Below are 16,864 nucleotides of genomic sequence, written 5' to 3' on the forward strand. Positions count from 1 at the left end.
TCTGACTGATTTAATCTAATAACGACTTGACTAAATTTTCTACAAATTCAATCCGTGCTTGCGCAGTGTCGGTGGCGTGGGTGAAACGGAATTTGGTTGGGCCGTCGAAGCGGTACACCGTTGGATTTTGCTGAATCAGCGCCAAAAACTTCATCGGATCTAATTCGGCATGGGCTTTAAATTCCAGTGCGCCGCCTTGGGCGTGGGCTTCGATTTTTTGGATTGCCAGTGGTTTGGCGAGCAACCGAAGTTCGGCGATTTGTAGCAAGTTTTTACCTGCTTGTGGCAATAAACCGAAGCGGTCGATCAGCTCTACTTTGAGTTCGTCCAACTCTTGCTGATTGGCGGCACTGGCGATCCGTTTGTAGAACGACAGGCGCATATTCACATCGCCTAAATAGTCTTCAGGCAACAGCGCAGGAATACGCAAATCAATTTCCACTTGCTGCTGGGTAAGTTCATCGAGCGACGGTTCACGCCCTTCTTTCAGCGCATTGACCGCACTTTCCAGCAGTTCCATGTATAACGAGAAGCCGATCGATTCAATTTGCCCGCTCTGCTCACTGCCGAGCAGCTCACCTGCACCGCGAATTTCTAAATCGTGGGTTGCGAGCACAAATCCTGCACCGAGATTGTCGAGGCTCTCGAGCGCCTCCAGCCGCTTAAGTGCATCTTTGCTCATGCGTTTCGGGTGTGGCGTTAGCAAATAAGCATAGGCTTGGTGGTGCGAACGCCCGACGCGTCCACGCAATTGGTGCAGCTGTGCCAAGCCGAATTTATCCGCCCGTTCAATGATGATCGTATTGGCGGTCGGCACGTCGATCCCGGTTTCGATAATGGTTGAACAGACCAATAGATTGTAGCGCTGGAGGTAGAAATCGCTCATCACCCGTTCTAAATCCCGTTCACGCATTTGCCCGTGTCCGACAACGATCCGTGCTTCCGGTACTAATTGCGCCAGCTGTTCGGCGCAATTTTCAATGGTAGCAACATCATTGTGCAGGTAATAGACTTGCCCGCCACGCAAAATTTCACGCAGCACCGCTTCACGGATCAGCAAATCATCGCTCTCACGCACAAAAGTTTTAATGGTTAAGCGGCGCGCTGGTGGCGTTGAGATGATCGACAGATCTCGCATACCGCTCATCGCCATATTTAAAGTGCGCGGAATCGGGGTGGCGGTGAGGGTGAGAATATCCACATTAGCGCGCAGCTGTTTGATTTTCTCTTTTTGACGCACGCCAAAGCGGTGCTCTTCGTCCACTACCAACAGCCCCAGTTGTTTAAATTTCACTTCAGATTGCAGCAGTTTGTGCGTGCCGATCAGAATATCGACTTTGCCTTCTTCCAGCTGTTCTAAAATCACTTTTTGTTCTTTTGCGGTTTTAAAGCGCGACAACATTTCAACATTCACCGCTAAATTGGCAAAGCGATCTTTGAAATTATCGTAATGCTGTTGGGCGAGCAGGGTGGTCGGCACCAAAATCGCCACTTGTCGATTGTTGCTGACTGCTAAAAATGCGGCACGAATCGCGACTTCCGTTTTGCCGAAACCGACGTCGCCACAAACCAGGCGATCCATCGCTTTCGGTTGGCACATATCGCTGATGACGGCATTGATCGCCATTTGCTGATCGGGGGTCTCTTCAAAGGTGAAGGTGTCGGCAAACTGCTTAAATTCCGCTTTGTCATAATGGAACGCAAAGCCAGTTTGGGTTTCACGCTTGGCATATACGTCCAACAATTCTGCCGCCACATCACGGATTTTTTCTGCCGCTTTATGGCGCGCTTTAACCCACGCATCGCTGCCTAATTTGTGCAGCGGCGCACTGTCTTCATTGCCGCCGACATAGCGGCTGAGTAGGTAAAGCGAAGACACGGGCACATACAGTTTTGCTTCAGCAGCATAGTGTAAAATCAGGTATTCTGCGGTAATGCCGCCTGTTTCAAGGGTGGTTAAACCGCCGTAGCGCCCCACGCCGTGTTCTAAATGCACCACAGGCTGCCCGCTTTTTAACTCGGCTAAATTGCGGATTAAGGTGTCGGGATTGACCGTTTTGCGCTGATCACGTTTGCGCTGTTGCACCCGTTCGCCAAGCAGATTGGTTTCGGTGACAATGGCTAATTTGTGACGTTCTGAATCTAGTATAAAACCGATTTCAATCCCACTAATAATAAGATTGTATCGTTGTTTATCTATTTGTGACAAGGCTTTGACAAAGTGCGGTTTCAGCTTGAGCGGGCGCAATAATTCCAGCAGGGTTTCGCGCCGCCCTTCGGTTTCCACCGAAAACAGCAGTTGCCCTTCAAATTGCTCATCAAATTGACGCAGTAATTTAAGCGGTTCTTTTTGCTGCGCATTCAAGGTTAATTCAGGCAACAGGCTCACCGGCAAATTGCTTTGACGCGCGGAGTTGCGCAGTTTATCACCATTGAGCGTGAGGCGAGGGTAGTGTTTCAGCTGGCGATTAATCTCCTCGCTGCGTAACCAAAGTTGATCGGGCGGAAGCAATGGACGCATCGGATCAACCTTGCGGTTTTCAAAACGCTGTTGCGCATCGTGATAGAAACGCTCGGCACGCTCGTGATTTGCCTGATAATCAATGAACAACGTGTGTTCAGGCAAGTAATCGAATAGCGTCGCCATCTGTTCAAAAAACAGCGGTTGCCAATATTCAATGCCCGCCACAAGCGTGCCTTTGCTGATCTGTTGATAGATATGCTCGGGATCACGCCGAATTTCAAACCGTTCGCGAAATTGCCCGCGGAAAAATTCAATCGCTTTATCATCGGTCGGAAATTCGTGTGCGGGTAATAAGTTAATTTGGGCAATCGTCTGCAATGTACGCTGATTATCAACATCGAAAGTGCGGATCGAATCAATCTCATCATCAAAAAAATCCAAACGGAATGGCTCATTGCTGCCCATTGGAAACAGATCCAACAATGAGCCGCGCACTGCATATTCACCGTGTTCTAACACCTGTTCCACCGCGCGATAGCCTGCGTTTCCCAGCTGTAAACGCAATTTATCCAGCTTCAATTTGTCGCCTTGTTTAATCAATAATACGTTATTGCTTAAAAAAGACGGCGGACACAGGCGCTGCATCAGGGTGTTAATTGGCAGTACAAAAATCCCTTGCTGCGCTTGCTGTAAGAAAAACAGCGCACTGAGCCGTGCGGAAATAATATCTTGGTGCGGTGAAAAACTGTCATACGGCAAGGTTTCCCAATCGGGGAAAAAGCAGACATTTTTTGTGCTAAATTGGCTGAGTTTTTTCTCTAAGCTGAGCGCATGGCGCGTGTCGGCAGTCACCACCACGGTTAAGCCCGTATGCTGCTCGGCAGCTTGTGTAATCGCCAATACGTCACTGTCGGCAATCACATTGCCGAGGAGTTTATGATCGTTGGCTTGGCGAGGTAATGTGAGGTTGAATAGGTTGTTCATGGATAATTAATCGTCAGAAAAATAAGCGCCTAGTGTACCCCAGACGCGCTGAGAGTGAAAGTGCGGTTTAAAAATCCAACTGTTGTGCATTGATGCCAAGGGTAAGATTGCACTTTGCCAATAAGAATTATTTTCATTGCCAAAGTAAAAATAGTTCACTATACTTGCAATCTACTTTTTGAGTAAACCTTTTATTGCGATAGGTAAATTATGCATTTTAAATTAAGTCTGATTTATACCGTTCTTTTTACAGGCATTTCTTTTGCGGCTTTGGCTGAAACGAGTCAGTCTGATGATTTAGAACAAATTGAAATTGTGACCGAACTTGAAACATTCAAAGCGGCGAATGGCAATTTAAAAGATCAAGTTAATTTAAGCCTGCTAGGACAGCAACTTGCATTTACGTCACCGATTAGTGTTGTGAACTATGATGAAAAAGCATTTGCCGATCAAGCGCCCCGAAATGTTGTAGATGCAATTGCGAAGGCTGACGCATCAGTAATGAATTTTGGCGGGGAAACGAATACTTTACAAGGGGTTTATGTTCGCGGATTACAGTTGGATGCCAGACAGTTTAGCGTCAATGGATTAGCGGGGCTTTATTCTACTTATAATTCACCCACTGTGGCGGTGAGTTCGGCACAGCTGATTAAAGGTGCATCCACGGCAACAGTCGGTATGGATCCCGAAGGTTCATCTGGTGCTTCAATCAATATTGAAACAAAACGTGCCACTGATCAACCGATTAATAAACTTGGTTTCACATGGTTTAGCAATAATCGACTACAGTCATCCTTCGATGTAGGGCGCCGTTTTGGTGAAAATAATGCATGGGGAATCAGGATTAATGGGAAATATCGTGACGGTGACACTGCTCGGATGGGATATGATGAGCGGAATAAAGAACTCGCACTCAGTGTTGATTATCGCGGTGATAAACTCCGAGTTGGCTTAGATTACTTATTTACTAAACGCGCCACCAATGGTGGGAGGGCGCGGGTGCAGGATATTCAAAATCTTGACTTTGTATTACCGAAAGCATCGAATGGCAAAATTAATTTGATTCCACACTGGTCAGGACAGACGACTGATGATCAGACAGGGATGTTTATTTTCGAATATGATTTGACGCATAGTATGATGTTATCCGGTGGTATTGGGCATATGGAATCACGCTATTACGGTTCATTTGGACAAATTCGAATGGCAAATCCAGTAGGTGATTATACTATTCGCCAAATGCGATTGATGGATTATAGAACACGCACAACCAGTGCTAATCTTAAATTACAGGGTGAATTTGCCACTGGCAATGTCAATCATAATTGGAATATGTCTTTTGATAATGTAGTTCGTAGTCGTGATTTTGATCAAAGTGCGGTTGCGCCAACCAGTTCTAGATTAAATATTTATAATCCTGTTTTTTATCCACAGCCAGCTTATACGGGGTTAGTACAAGGCAATACCGATGAAAAACTGACATCGCGTAGTTTAGCGCTGGCAGATACGTTGGGATTATTCGATGATAAAATCCGATTGACTCTAGGTGGGCGTTTTCAGTGGATCAAGCAAAAAGATTATCGTGCCAATCTAAACGCAAAATCGGATCGGTTTAGCCCAATGATTACGATGGCTTGGGTACCAAACCCAAATCTCGTGCTTTATACCAACTATTTGGAAGATCTGGAGCCCGGCTTTGTTGATGATGAAACGGGGGCGATGGCAAAACCGATAGTGAGCCGACAAATGGAACTGGGCGTGCGTAAGAACTGGGGAGAAACGTTAACAACCACATTGAGTGTTTATCAAATCCGCCGTCCGGGAGTTGTGCGTACAACGGGCAATGAGCAAGGAGAAGAGCGCAATCGTGGGGTTGAACTTAATCTTTATGCTAATCTACTTGGCGGAACACTCCGTCCACAGCTTGGTGTGACCTATAATAAAGGTGAGTTAATTGACTATCCAAGTTATGCTGGAAATATTGTTACAGGAACTCAAGTTGCAAGTCCTCGGATTATTGCTAAAGCGGCAGTAGAGTGGGATACATCATTTATTAAAAATCTGACGTTGAATGCCGGATTGCAATATTATGGTAAATCCTATCAAGATAGTGCGAGTAAATATGTTTTACCGTCTTATACTACCGTTGATGTAGGTACAAAATATCAAATTAAGCTTAATGAAAAACAGACACTGACATTACGAAGTGCAGTTGAAAATGTGTTCAATGAACACTATTGGCAAGTGCAACGTGGTCGTTATGATCGCAGCTTTGCTGTCGTGGGTATGCCTCGGACGTATTGGTTAAATGCGGAATATTCATTTTAATTGAGTAAATAGCAAGCAGGGCAGTTTTAACTGCCCTTTTATATGTTGATGGAACAATAATAATGAACTGGCAAACCGAGCTGAATACCAGCTTTTCATGGATCCTAACCGCACTTTTCTGGGTGACGCTCTTTTTTATTCTTATCTCCGTTGCACTAAAACAGACACGTTTTGGGCGGCAATTTTGGTTGATTACCAAACCTTGCGTACAAAAAAGCCAACGCTATAAAGTCATTGGGCTGATCATTATTCTGTTTGCTTTAATTCTGATTGAAGTCAGGATCAGCGTACTGAATTCGTTTTTCTATAATGGGTTATACAGCTCATTACAAGATAAAAAAATTGATGCCTTTTGGTTTTTTGCTACGATTAATGCGATGTTGGTGATTTTTAAAATTATCCATTCCATCATTAACTATTTAATGCGCCAAGTCTTTGAAATTCGATGGTTAGAAAAGTTAAATCAGGAAATGCTGGTTCGCTGGTTAAATAATAAAAATTACTATCGGGTGCAATATGATAAAGAGTTGCCGGATAATATCGATCAGCGGATTGAACAAGATGCAAGAGAGTTTATTTCTGGCACGGTGGATTTAGTGCGCGGAATTATTAACTCGATTGTTTCCACGATTGAATTTACATTGATTTTATGGTCACTCTCCGGATTGCTGGTTTTATTCGGTGTTGCGATTCCGAAAGGCGTAGTGTTTTTTATCTATATCTTTATTCTGGTTGCAACCGCACTTTCGATCTGGATTGGCTATCCGTTGATTAAATTAAATTTTAACAAAGAGCATTTTTATGCGGATTATCGTTACTCATTAATTCGAGTGCGGGATAATGCGGAAAGTATCGCTTTTTATGACGGTGAAAAGCAGGAAAAGCGTAATCTAAGTGATAAATTTAACACCGTTATTCAAAACCGTTGGGCAATTGTGCGCAGAATGCTCGGGTTGGACGGATTTAATACCGGGGTGACACAAGTGGCGATGTTTTTGCCGTTAATGTTACAGGCGCCACGTTTTTTTAGCGGGCAGGTGACGCTTGGCGATATGCATCAAACCGTGCAATCGTTTAATCGCTTAATGCGGGCTTTGTCTTTTTTCCGCCTGTTTTATGAGGAATTTACCTTATATCGCGCGCGCTTAAATCGTCTGTATGGTTTTATGACGAAATTGGACGAACTAGACCATATTCAAGTGCGGCAACCGTTGGCATGTACTCATCGTGTGGTGTTGCGTGATTTCGGGATTAAAAACCAGCAAGAACAGATTATTTTAGACGGGGTGAATATTCATCTAGAAAATGGTGATGCGTTATTGATTCAAGGGCCGTCCGGCATTGGAAAAACCACGCTGCTGAAAGCGATTGCCGGTATTTATCCGTTTGATACCATCGGTTGTGCCGAACGTCCGTGCGGCGCGGAAGCGCTGTTTTTGCCACAGCGACCTTATATGCCGCAAGGCACGTTGCGTGATGCAATTTGTTATCCGAATATTCCGCCTCATCATGCCAAATTGGAAGAGACCATTAAAGCGTGTCGGTTGGAAAAATATCTTTCGGCTTTAGATGTAGAAAATGACTGGCAAGTGATTTTATCACCGGGCGAGTTACAGCGAGTGGCGTTTATCCGAATTTTATTAAGCGAACCGGAAGTGGTGTTTCTTGATGAAACCACATCGGCGCTAGACGAACCAACAGAGGCATTGCTTTATCAAATGGTGAGAGAAAAGCTACCGACCGCGATTATTCTCAGCATCGGACATCGGGGCAGTTTGCTGCAATTTCATAATAAACAGTTAAAATTAGGAACGCTTTGTTGAATGACCGTTGGCAAAATCAACGGCAAAACGCTAGAATAAGGCAATTTATCTCTTATTTCAAATAACCAGCAGGGGAAAACCATGGACAGTAAAATTATTGTTGCGCTCGATTATGAAACAGAACGTCAGGCATTGAGTTTAGTCGATCAAATTGATCCGAGTTTATGCCGTGTCAAAGTCGGGAAAGAGATGTTCACCACATTGGGAACGGACTTCGTGAAGCAACTGCACAGCCGTGGTTTTGATGTGTTTTTGGATCTCAAATTCCATGATATTCCGAATACCGTGGCAAGAGCGGTGCGCTCGGCGGCGGATTTGGGCGTCTGGATGGTGGATGTACACGCCAGCGGCGGTTTGCGTATGATGGAAACCGCCAAGAAAATTTTAGAGCCTTATGGAAAAGATGCGCCGATTATTATTGCGGTTACTGTGCTGACCAGCATGGAAGACGTAGATCTGTTACAAATCGGCTTAAATGCTTCTCCGATGGAGCAGGTCATCCGCTTGGCGCGCCTCAGTCAGCGTGCCGGGTTGGACGGCGTGGTGTGTTCGCCGCAAGAAGTGGAAATTCTGCGTGCCAACTGCGGTAAAGATTTCAAACTGATCACCCCGGGAATTCGCCCTGAAGGGGCGGAATTTGGCGATCAACGCCGCGTGATGAGTCCGAAAGAAGCGATTGAAGCCGGTTCGGATTATCTGGTTATCGGGCGCCCGATCACATTATCCGAAGATCCGGTCGGCGTGTTGAAAAATATCAATGCCTCAATTGCCTAAGGATTGTGATGTCGAATAATCCGTTAGTTTATTCCACTGAAATCGGGCGGGTAAAAGTTGAAAAACCGCAGGAAGTCGTTGCCAAAGGCGACGGCATTGTGCGAATTCAGCGCCAAGTCAGTGGGCGTAAAGGCAAGGGCGTTTCCGTTATCAGCGGTTTGGCACTGCCAACCGCCGAGTTGGAAAAGTTAGCTTCCGAACTGAAAAAACGCTGTGGCTGCGGTGGTGCCGTCAAAAACGGCACGATTGAAATTCAAGGTGAAAACCGCGAGTTGTTAAAACAGTTGCTGGAACAAAAAGGGCACAAGGTCAAATTAGCCGGCGGCTAATCGATCAAGGTTGTGAAACAAGCCGTTTCCTATAGCAGGAAGCGGCTTTTTTGTGCTCGCTATGCTGTAATAATTTTCGTTAATGAAATTATTGGCGAATTTAAAGTTATGCTTGCTTTTTGCTTGATTCCTAACCATTTCAAATCACTAATGAATAAATAATTTGATAGCTATCACAATCTGACAATAATAGCCTTTCTAAAAATGTCGATATTCGCTAAATTAACGCCGAATTTTCTAAAAGGAAAATTTTGTGTTCGTTTAACGCTTGTTTAACTATAACTTTGTTTTATTACAACCTTGTTTTACTATAACATGGAGACGTTCAAATGGAAAGATCGCTTAAAGCCGCTTGTATCGGTGAATTTTTAGGAACGGGACTGTTAATTTTTTTCGGGGTCGGCTGTGTTGCGGCTTTGAAAGTTGCGGGCGCCGGCTTCGGACAATGGGAAATCAGCATTATGTGGGGGATGGGGGTTGCGCTTGCGGTGTATGCCACGGCAGGTGTTTCAGGCGCACACTTAAACCCGGCGGTGACCATTGCGTTATGGAAATTTGCTTGCTTTGACGGCAAAAAAGTTTTGCCTTATATTGTGGCGCAAGTGGGCGGCGCATTTTGTGCGGCGGCAGTAGTCTATTTTCTTTATCGCAACTTGTTTATCGAATTTGAGACGGTGAACAATATTGTGCGCGGCAGCCAAGAGAGTTTGAGCCTAGCCGGTACCTTTTCAACCTATCCACATCCGGCATTGGGTTTGGTGCAGGCATTTGCCGTTGAAATGGTGATCACCGCCGTGCTGATGGCGCTGATTCTTGCCTTGACCGATGACGGCAACGGTTTACCGCGTGGCTCATTAGCACCGTTGCTGATCGGGGTTTTAATTGCGGTTATCGGCGGCTCAATGGGGCCACTCACCGGCTTTGCGATGAATCCGGCACGCGACTTCGGGCCTAAATTATTTACCTATTTAGCCGGTTGGGGCGATATTGCCATGACAGGCGGACAAGCGATTCCTTATGCGCTGGTACCGATTGTCGCACCCATTGTCGGTGCATTAATTGGCGCGTATGGCTATCAACGCCTAATCAAAAAAAATTTACCTTGCAACACTTGCCAAATCGACTGATTAAATAACGGAGATGATTATGACTGAGAAACAATACATTATTGCCTTGGATCAAGGCACAACAAGCTCTCGCGCACTGATTTTAGATCATGATGCTAATGTGGTCAGCGTGGCGCAGCGTGAATTCACCCAAATCTATCCGCAAGCAGGCTGGGTGGAACATAATCCGATGGAAATTTGGGCGACGCAAAGTTCAACCTTAAACGAAGCCGTTGCAATGGCGGGGATCAAGGCGGACAGCATTGCTGCGATCGGGATCACCAATCAGCGTGAAACCACCATTGTGTGGGAAAAGGAGAGCGGCAAACCGGTGTATAATGCGATTGTGTGGCAATGCCGCCGTACCGCGGATATTTGCGAAAAATTAAAAGCGGAGGGACATGAAGAATACATCAAATCGACAACAGGCTTAGTGGTCGATCCGTATTTTTCCGGGACGAAAGTTAAATGGATTTTGGACAACGTGGAAGGCGCGCGCGAAAAAGCGGAAAAAGGCGAGTTGTTGTTCGGCACGGTTGATACTTGGTTAGTCTGGAAACTGACGCAAGGTCGGGTGCACGTCACTGATTATACCAACGCCTCGCGTACCATGTTATTTAACATTCATACCATGCAGTGGGACGACAAAATGCTGGAAATTTTGGGTGTACCACGCGCCATGCTGCCGGAAGTGAAAAAATCGTCAGAAGTCTACGGACAAACCAACATCGGCGGACAAGGCGGCGTGCGGATTCCGGTTGCGGGGATTGCAGGCGATCAGCAAGCCGCACTTTATGGGCATTTGTGCGTTAATGCGGGTATGGCGAAAAATACTTACGGTACAGGTTGCTTCCTACTAATGAACACCGGCGATAAAGCGGTGCGTTCACAAAACGGTTTGCTGACTACAATTGGCTGTAAAGCGGACGGTTCACCTTGTTATGCGTTGGAAGGCTCAATCTTCATGGGCGGCGCTTCAATTCAATGGCTGCGCGATGAACTGAAAATTGTACATGACAGCTACGATTCCGAATATTTTGCACAAAAAGTGCCGGATTGTAACGGTGTGTATGTCGTGCCGGCGTTCACCGGCTTGGGCGCACCGTATTGGGATCCGTATGCGCGCGGGGCGATTATGGGGCTTTCTCGTGGCGCGAACCGTAACCACATTGTACGTGCGACGCTGGAATCTATCGCTTATCAAACCCGAGATGTTTTGGAGGCGATGCAGTCCGACTCCGGCGACAGCTTGAAAAAATTACGCGTCGACGGTGGGGCAACTGCCAATAATTTCTTGATGCAGTTCCAAGCTGATATTTTAAATACTGAAGTTGAACGTCCAAAAGTCAAAGAAGTGACCGCACTTGGCGCAGCATACCTCGCCGGTTTGGTAACAGGCTTCTGGAAAGATCTGGATGAGTTGAAAGATAAAGCCAGTATCGAACGGACTTTTGTGCCGGACGGCTGCGAAGAAAAACGCGCCCGCCGTTATAAAGGCTGGAAGAAAGCCGTGAAACGCGCTTTAGCTTGGGAGAAAGATGACGAGGAGTAAAGGGGAATGAGTGAAGTGAAACGGGGCGATAATGATAATTCGCCCCGTTTCTCTATCGGAGTAATTTAGGCATAGTAGACAAAAATGTGGCTGAAATCTCGCTTAATCCCTTATAGAATAAGGCGTTAAGTGAGATTTTTTAAAATGACCAAAAAATTGCTATTTCTGTGGTTCAGAACACATTAAAAAACACGGTAAAAATTCAGGCAAGCAACGCTATAAATGCTTGGATTGTTTACGGACATATTCTCACACAAATTACCTTCAATCCGCCCAAATCTGGCACGATTACACCGTCGGAAAACAGACGTATAAGCAGCTTGCGTTAACCTATGATTGTTCGGTCAGGACTATCCAAAGGCACCTGAAAAAAGCCCCTAAAACGCCACTCAGCACACCGCAAACCACAATGTTGAATCTTATTATGGATGTCACTTTTTTCGGGCCACAATTCGGCGTATTAGTCATAATGGATTCCCGCTCAAAAAAGGTGATTTACCACCAAATCGTTCGTACCGAAAAGGACATTTACTATACCAAAGCCATCAATCGATTGCGTAAAAAAGGATTTATTATTCAATCTATTACTTGCGATGGGCGACGGGGCTTATTGAAAGATATATTTAATACGCCAACCCAAATGTGCCAATTTCACCTTGTTGCAATGGTGATTCGCAAGCTGACGAGAAACCCTAAATCCGTTGCCGGAAAGGAACTGAAAACAATGGTTAAAACACTCAAGCAGAGTCACAAAAATGACTTTTATGTCCGTTTGCATCACTGGTTTTTGCAGCATAAAGCTTACTTAGAAGAACGGTCTGATATACCCGATAATCAGGGTAAATTTCCTTATAAACATCGCAAATTGAGAGGGGCTTATGCCAGTATTAAACGCTATATGGATTACTTGTTTGTCTTTGAAAAATACCCGGAGTTACGGATAGAAAAAACGACAAATCGGCTGGAAGGGCTGTTTAAGGATTTAAAGCAGAAATTATCCGTTCATAATGGACTAAACCGAAGGAATAAGATTATGTTTATACAGGATTTTTTGAATAAAAAGAGCTAGAAAAACTAGCGCTTTAAGAGGAGTAGCCACAAAAATGTCTAATAGAAGCTTAGATCTCAAAATCAGCCACATTTTTGTCTACTATGCCTACGTAAATAATCCTATGTATCGAACAAAAAATAATCATCTTTTGACATCTATGCTTGATTTTTTGTGAAAGCACTAGGATAATTTACCAATACTCAAATTACCCAATGGGTCAATTACTATATCAATTGAGTATAGGATGATTTAGCCACATCGGTATAAATCAAAATGTTAAATATAGATTTGTCATTTATTTAAATTTCAATTAAAGCAATGACAGCTTTCATCAAGAAATGCAATCTATATTGATAGATGAAAAATAGAGGATCATCAAAATGAAAAAAACTGCAATTGCATTAGCCATCTCAGGTTTGGCATTAGCATCTGTAGCACAAGCAGCACCACAAGCAAATACTTTCTATGCAGGTGCTAAAGCCGGTTGGGCATCTTTCCATGACGGTTTAGAGCAATTTGAACGTGACGGTGTACAAGGAACTCGCCGCAACTCCGTGACTTACGGTGTGTTCGGTGGCTACCAAATCACTGATAACTTTGCAGTTGAGTTAGGCTACGATGATTTTGGTCGTGCTAAAATTAAACGCCAAGGTAACACCGTATCTAAACATACTAACCACGGTACTCACTTGAGCTTAAAAGCTAGCTATCCGGTACTGTCTGATCTGGACGTTTATGCGCGTGTTGGTGCAGCTTTAGTGCGTTCTGATTATAAAGCTTATAGCAATAATTCAGTTTGGGATCGTGAGCACAGCCTAAAAACTTCAGCATTATTTGCTGGTGGTTTAGAATATGCAATTCTGCCATCTTTAGCATTACGTGTTGAATATCAATGGCTGAATAATGTTGGTAAACTGAAAGATTCTGACGGTCAACGTGCAGACTACCGTCCAGACATCAGTTCTGTTTCTGCAGGCTTAAGCTACCGTTTCGGTCAAGGCGTTGCTGCAGCACCTGAAATCATCACCAAAAAATTCGCATTCAGCTCCGATGTATTGTTTGATTTCTCAAAATCAAGCCTGAAATCCGGTGCGGAACAAGCGCTAGACGGCATGACTGCAGAAGTGGCTAGCTCCGGTTTGGCAAACCCTAACTACAATGTAGCGGGTTACACAGACCGTATCGGTTCTGATGCTTATAACCAAAAATTGTCTGAAAAACGTGCTGAAACTGTTGCTAACTACTTAGTGTCTAAAGGCGTTGCTCAAACTAACGTAACTGCAGTCGGTTACGGTAAAGCAAATCCGGTTACCGGCAGCAACTGTGATGCGGTAAACGGTCGTAAAGCGTTGATCGCGTGTTTAGCCCCAGACCGTCGCGTAGAAGTTGCGGTACAAGGTGCTAAATCTGTTTCTATGTAATTAAGAAACCGATTTAAATTGCTTAAAACCCGACATTTGTCGGGTTTTTTCGTTTGAATGAAATACTTATCAGCAATCAAGGAAATCAGGTACAATATTGCATCGCCAGAATAACGAGTAGGAGTTGCAATGAAGTCGAATAAAGCCTTGCCTCAATCAGAATGTAATCAAAACCCATTATTTGCGCTTTGTGTGATGAGTGCGGCGATTGTTATCGTGTTAGCCGGGGTGAAAGCGGCAGCCGATATCATCACGCCGCTATTGCTTGCCTTGTTTATCAGCATTATTTGCTCGCCGCTGGTCGGTAAAATGATGCGCTATAAAGTACCGCAATGGCTAGCGATTACACTGCTGTTATGCTTCATCTTTATGATATTTAGTATCTTTGCAACGTTGGTTGGCGCCTCGGTGAATGAATTTACCGCCTCAATGCCGGAGTATAAGGTGTTATTAACGGAAAAAGTCGCCTGGCTAACCGCACTTGCAGATAAATACAATATCCCGCTGTTCCTGCCAAAACAACGGATTGTTGAAAGTTTAAATCCGAATACGTTAATGAATTTTATGAGCAATGTGCTCGGGCAACTATCGGGAATGCTCAGTAATATTTTCGTGTTGTTTTTAATCGTGGTGTTTATGTTGCTTGAAATTCCATTGGCAAAACGCAAGCTGACCTATTTAGCCAACAGCCAATCGGCGGGCGAACAAATCGAATTAAAAAGCGAAGTGTATCGAGTGATCGATAGCGTGATCAGCTATCTGACGATTAAAACGGTCATCAGCATTCTAACCGGGGTATTTATTTTTATTGTACTGAAAATACTCGGAATCCAGTATGCGGTCTTATGGGCGAGCGTCGCTTTTCTGATGAATTATATTCCGAATATTGGTTCGATCATTGCAGCGATCCCGGTGGTGGTGCAGGCATTTTTGCTAAACGGTATAGGCGAAGGTATTGCGGTGATCATCGCCTATTTTGCGGTAAATATGGTATTTGGTAACCTGGTGGAACCGCGTGTAATGGGTGAGCATTTGGGGCTATCAACCTTGGTGGTGTTTATTTCCTTGATCTTTTGGGGCTGGTTATTGGGCACTGTCGGAATGTTTTTATCCGTCCCGTTAACCATGGCGACCAAAATTGCTTTGGAAGCCAGTCCGGCAACCGAAAAATTGGCGTATCTGCTTGGCAGCGGGGAAGAATAATACGTAATACTTTTATTATGAATTTTATTCATGGTAAAAGTGAAAATAACAAATTTGACTGCAACTGAAATACTGATTAATTTAGACGTCTAAACATCTAGATTGAAATGAGGTCAGTATGAGTTATGCCAGAGAGATTGACGCCCTGAATCAAAGCGTGGCGGATTTAAACGGGAAATTGAATGTTTCTTTTGAATTTTTTCCGCCGAAAAATGAAAAAATGGAAACCTTGCTGTGGGAGTCAATCGATCGCCTGAAAGTGTTGAAACCGAAGTTTGTGTCGGTGACTTACGGCGCCAATTCCGGCGAGCGCGAACGCACCCACGGCATCGTCAAAGCGATTAAGCAGCAAACCGGATTAGAAGCCGCACCGCACTTGACCGGAATCGATGCCACACCTGACGAATTGAAAGTGATCGCTAAAGATTATTGGGACAGCGGGATTCGGCATATTGTCGCCTTGCGCGGTGACGAGCCGCCAGGCTATGCTAAAAAGCCGTTTTATGCCTCGGATTTGGTCGAATTATTGCGCGGCGTTGCCGATTTTGATATTTCGGTTGCCGCCTATCCGGAAGTGCATCCGGAAGCAAAATCTGCACAAGCTGATTTGCTGCATCTCAAACGGAAAATTGACGCTGGCGCCAGCCGTGCAATCACCCAGTTTTTCTTTGATATCGACAGCTATTTGCGTTTTCGTGATCGCTGCGCTACCATCGGAATTGATGTGGAAATTGTGCCGGGGATCTTGCCGGTCTCTAATTTCAAGCAGTTACAAAAAATGGCGACCGTCACCAATGTCAAAATTCCAAGCTGGATGGTGAAAATGTATGACGGATTGGAAAACGATCAAACCAGCCGCAATCTGGTTGCCGCCAGTATTGCGATGGATATGGTGAAAATTTTGTCGAAAGAAGGGGTAAAAGATTTCCATTTCTACACCTTGAACCGTTCGGAATTAACCTATGCCATTTGCCACACCCTCGGCGTTCGTCCGGTATAAAAGACAGCGTTTTATGGTTTTTAGAGGGTGTTAAGCCCTCTTTTTATTTGGAGCAACGTGAATGTTTTTTCTTAGAAAACTGCTATTAACTATGTTACTACCGCCGTTCAGCATTATTTTACTGCTACTTTTGGCGGCGGTGCTCTACTATTTCAACTGCAAATACAGCGCCAAACTGTTGGCACTGGCGACGCTGGTGTTATTTTACGCGCTCAGCACACCGCTGGTCGCGCATTATTTGCATAGCAGCCTTACCGCTTCCATTTCCACTCCGCAGCCTGATGAGTACCGACAAGCCGAGCTGATTGTGGTGTTGGGCGGCGGAATTCGGGAAAGTAATGTTCATAATCGGGAAAATAGCGTGACCGCACTTCCGTTGGAAAGAATGCGCTATGCGGCGCATTTGCACCAACAAACCGGTTTGCCGATTCTGACTACCGGCGGCAGCGCCTCCGAAAGTGATGCGGAAGCGGAAATCATGGCGCAAGAATTTAAGCAATATTTCGCGATTGATGTCAGTTGGAAAGAAACCGAATCAAGTACCACCGGCGAAAATGCCAAATTCACCAAACAGTTACTGAGAGCGCAGGGCAGTGAATTAAATCGGATCATTTTGGTGACGAATGACTGGCATATGCGGCGGGCGAAATATCTGTTTGAACAACAAAGCTTTGAAGTGCTGCCGGCGGCAGTGAAACGGCAGACGGAACAAGATGCGGGCGTGATGTCTTTTATTCCGCAAATGGCGTCGTTAATGGATAGCCAAATTGCGCTGAAAGAGTGGATCGGCTATTTCGCGTTGCGTTACACAGCGGTGCGCTGACCGCAC

12 protein-coding genes are annotated in these 16,864 nt (G+C 45.0%); 11 read left to right on the top strand and 1 reads right to left on the bottom strand.

All coding sequences use genetic code 11. The features are described from left to right. Positions 1 to 10: 10 nt before the first annotated feature. On the bottom strand, positions 11 to 3,448 hold the full coding sequence (gene mfd / locus ACUHGC_RS08145; protein WP_446832851.1) for a transcription-repair coupling factor: 3,438 nt from the start codon (positions 3,446 to 3,448) through the stop codon (positions 11 to 13). A 210-nt stretch (positions 3,449 to 3,658) separates the two neighbouring features. Between mfd and ACUHGC_RS08150 the strand changes: the two genes are divergently transcribed. The 11 genes from ACUHGC_RS08150 to ACUHGC_RS08200 all read left to right on the top strand — a co-directional run bounded on the left by ACUHGC_RS08150 (position 3,659) and on the right by ACUHGC_RS08200 (position 16,858). After that, positions 3,659 to 5,776 carry a TonB-dependent receptor gene (locus ACUHGC_RS08150; RefSeq protein WP_446832852.1) on the top strand — a complete coding sequence of 706 codons (2,118 nt, stop codon included), beginning with the start codon at positions 3,659 to 3,661 and terminating at the stop codon, positions 5,774 to 5,776. Between the two features lie 62 nt (positions 5,777 to 5,838). Then, positions 5,839 to 7,599: an ABC transporter ATP-binding protein/permease gene (locus ACUHGC_RS08155; RefSeq protein WP_446832853.1), complete on the top strand. Its 1,761-nt coding sequence runs from the start codon at positions 5,839 to 5,841 to the stop codon at positions 7,597 to 7,599. Positions 7,600 to 7,680: 81 nt separating this feature from the next. Then, on the top strand, positions 7,681 to 8,373 hold the full coding sequence (gene pyrF / locus ACUHGC_RS08160) for an orotidine-5'-phosphate decarboxylase (protein WP_446832854.1): 693 nt from the start codon (positions 7,681 to 7,683) through the stop codon (positions 8,371 to 8,373). Positions 8,374 to 8,381: 8 nt separating this feature from the next. After that, positions 8,382 to 8,702, top strand: coding sequence for a stress response translation initiation inhibitor YciH (yciH, locus tag ACUHGC_RS08165; RefSeq protein WP_446832855.1), 321 nt, complete (start codon positions 8,382 to 8,384; stop codon positions 8,700 to 8,702). A 329-nt stretch (positions 8,703 to 9,031) separates the two neighbouring features. Further along, a complete protein-coding gene (locus tag ACUHGC_RS08170) occupies positions 9,032 to 9,829 on the top strand; it encodes an MIP/aquaporin family protein (protein ID WP_446832856.1) in 798 nt (265 codons plus the stop codon). Between the two features lie 19 nt (positions 9,830 to 9,848). Then, positions 9,849 to 11,360 carry a glycerol kinase GlpK gene (glpK, locus tag ACUHGC_RS08175; protein ID WP_446832857.1) on the top strand — a complete coding sequence of 504 codons (1,512 nt, stop codon included), beginning with the start codon at positions 9,849 to 9,851 and terminating at the stop codon, positions 11,358 to 11,360. A 181-nt stretch (positions 11,361 to 11,541) separates the two neighbouring features. Next, positions 11,542 to 12,429, top strand: a complete 888-nt coding sequence (locus tag ACUHGC_RS08180; protein ID WP_446834810.1) for an IS256 family transposase, variant Zn-binding type — start codon at positions 11,542 to 11,544, stop codon at positions 12,427 to 12,429. A 362-nt stretch (positions 12,430 to 12,791) separates the two neighbouring features. Further along, a complete protein-coding gene (ompA, locus tag ACUHGC_RS08185) occupies positions 12,792 to 13,832 on the top strand; it encodes a porin OmpA (protein WP_446832858.1) in 1,041 nt (346 codons plus the stop codon). Between the two features lie 195 nt (positions 13,833 to 14,027). Continuing rightward, positions 14,028 to 15,035 (top strand): AI-2E family transporter, encoded by a 1,008-nt coding sequence (locus tag ACUHGC_RS08190; RefSeq protein WP_446834871.1) that lies wholly within the window; start codon positions 14,028 to 14,030, stop codon positions 15,033 to 15,035. Positions 15,036 to 15,153: 118 nt separating this feature from the next. Further along, the gene (gene metF / locus ACUHGC_RS08195; protein WP_446832859.1) at positions 15,154 to 16,035 is read left to right on the top strand and encodes a methylenetetrahydrofolate reductase; all 882 of its coding nucleotides are present in this window, start codon (positions 15,154 to 15,156) and stop codon (positions 16,033 to 16,035) included. 61 nt (positions 16,036 to 16,096) lie between these two features. Then, a complete protein-coding gene (locus ACUHGC_RS08200; RefSeq protein WP_446832860.1) occupies positions 16,097 to 16,858 on the top strand; it encodes a YdcF family protein in 762 nt (253 codons plus the stop codon). Positions 16,859 to 16,864: the final 6 nt, after the last annotated feature.

The sequence above is a fragment of the Testudinibacter sp. P27/CKL/0425 genome, assembly GCF_052931395.1.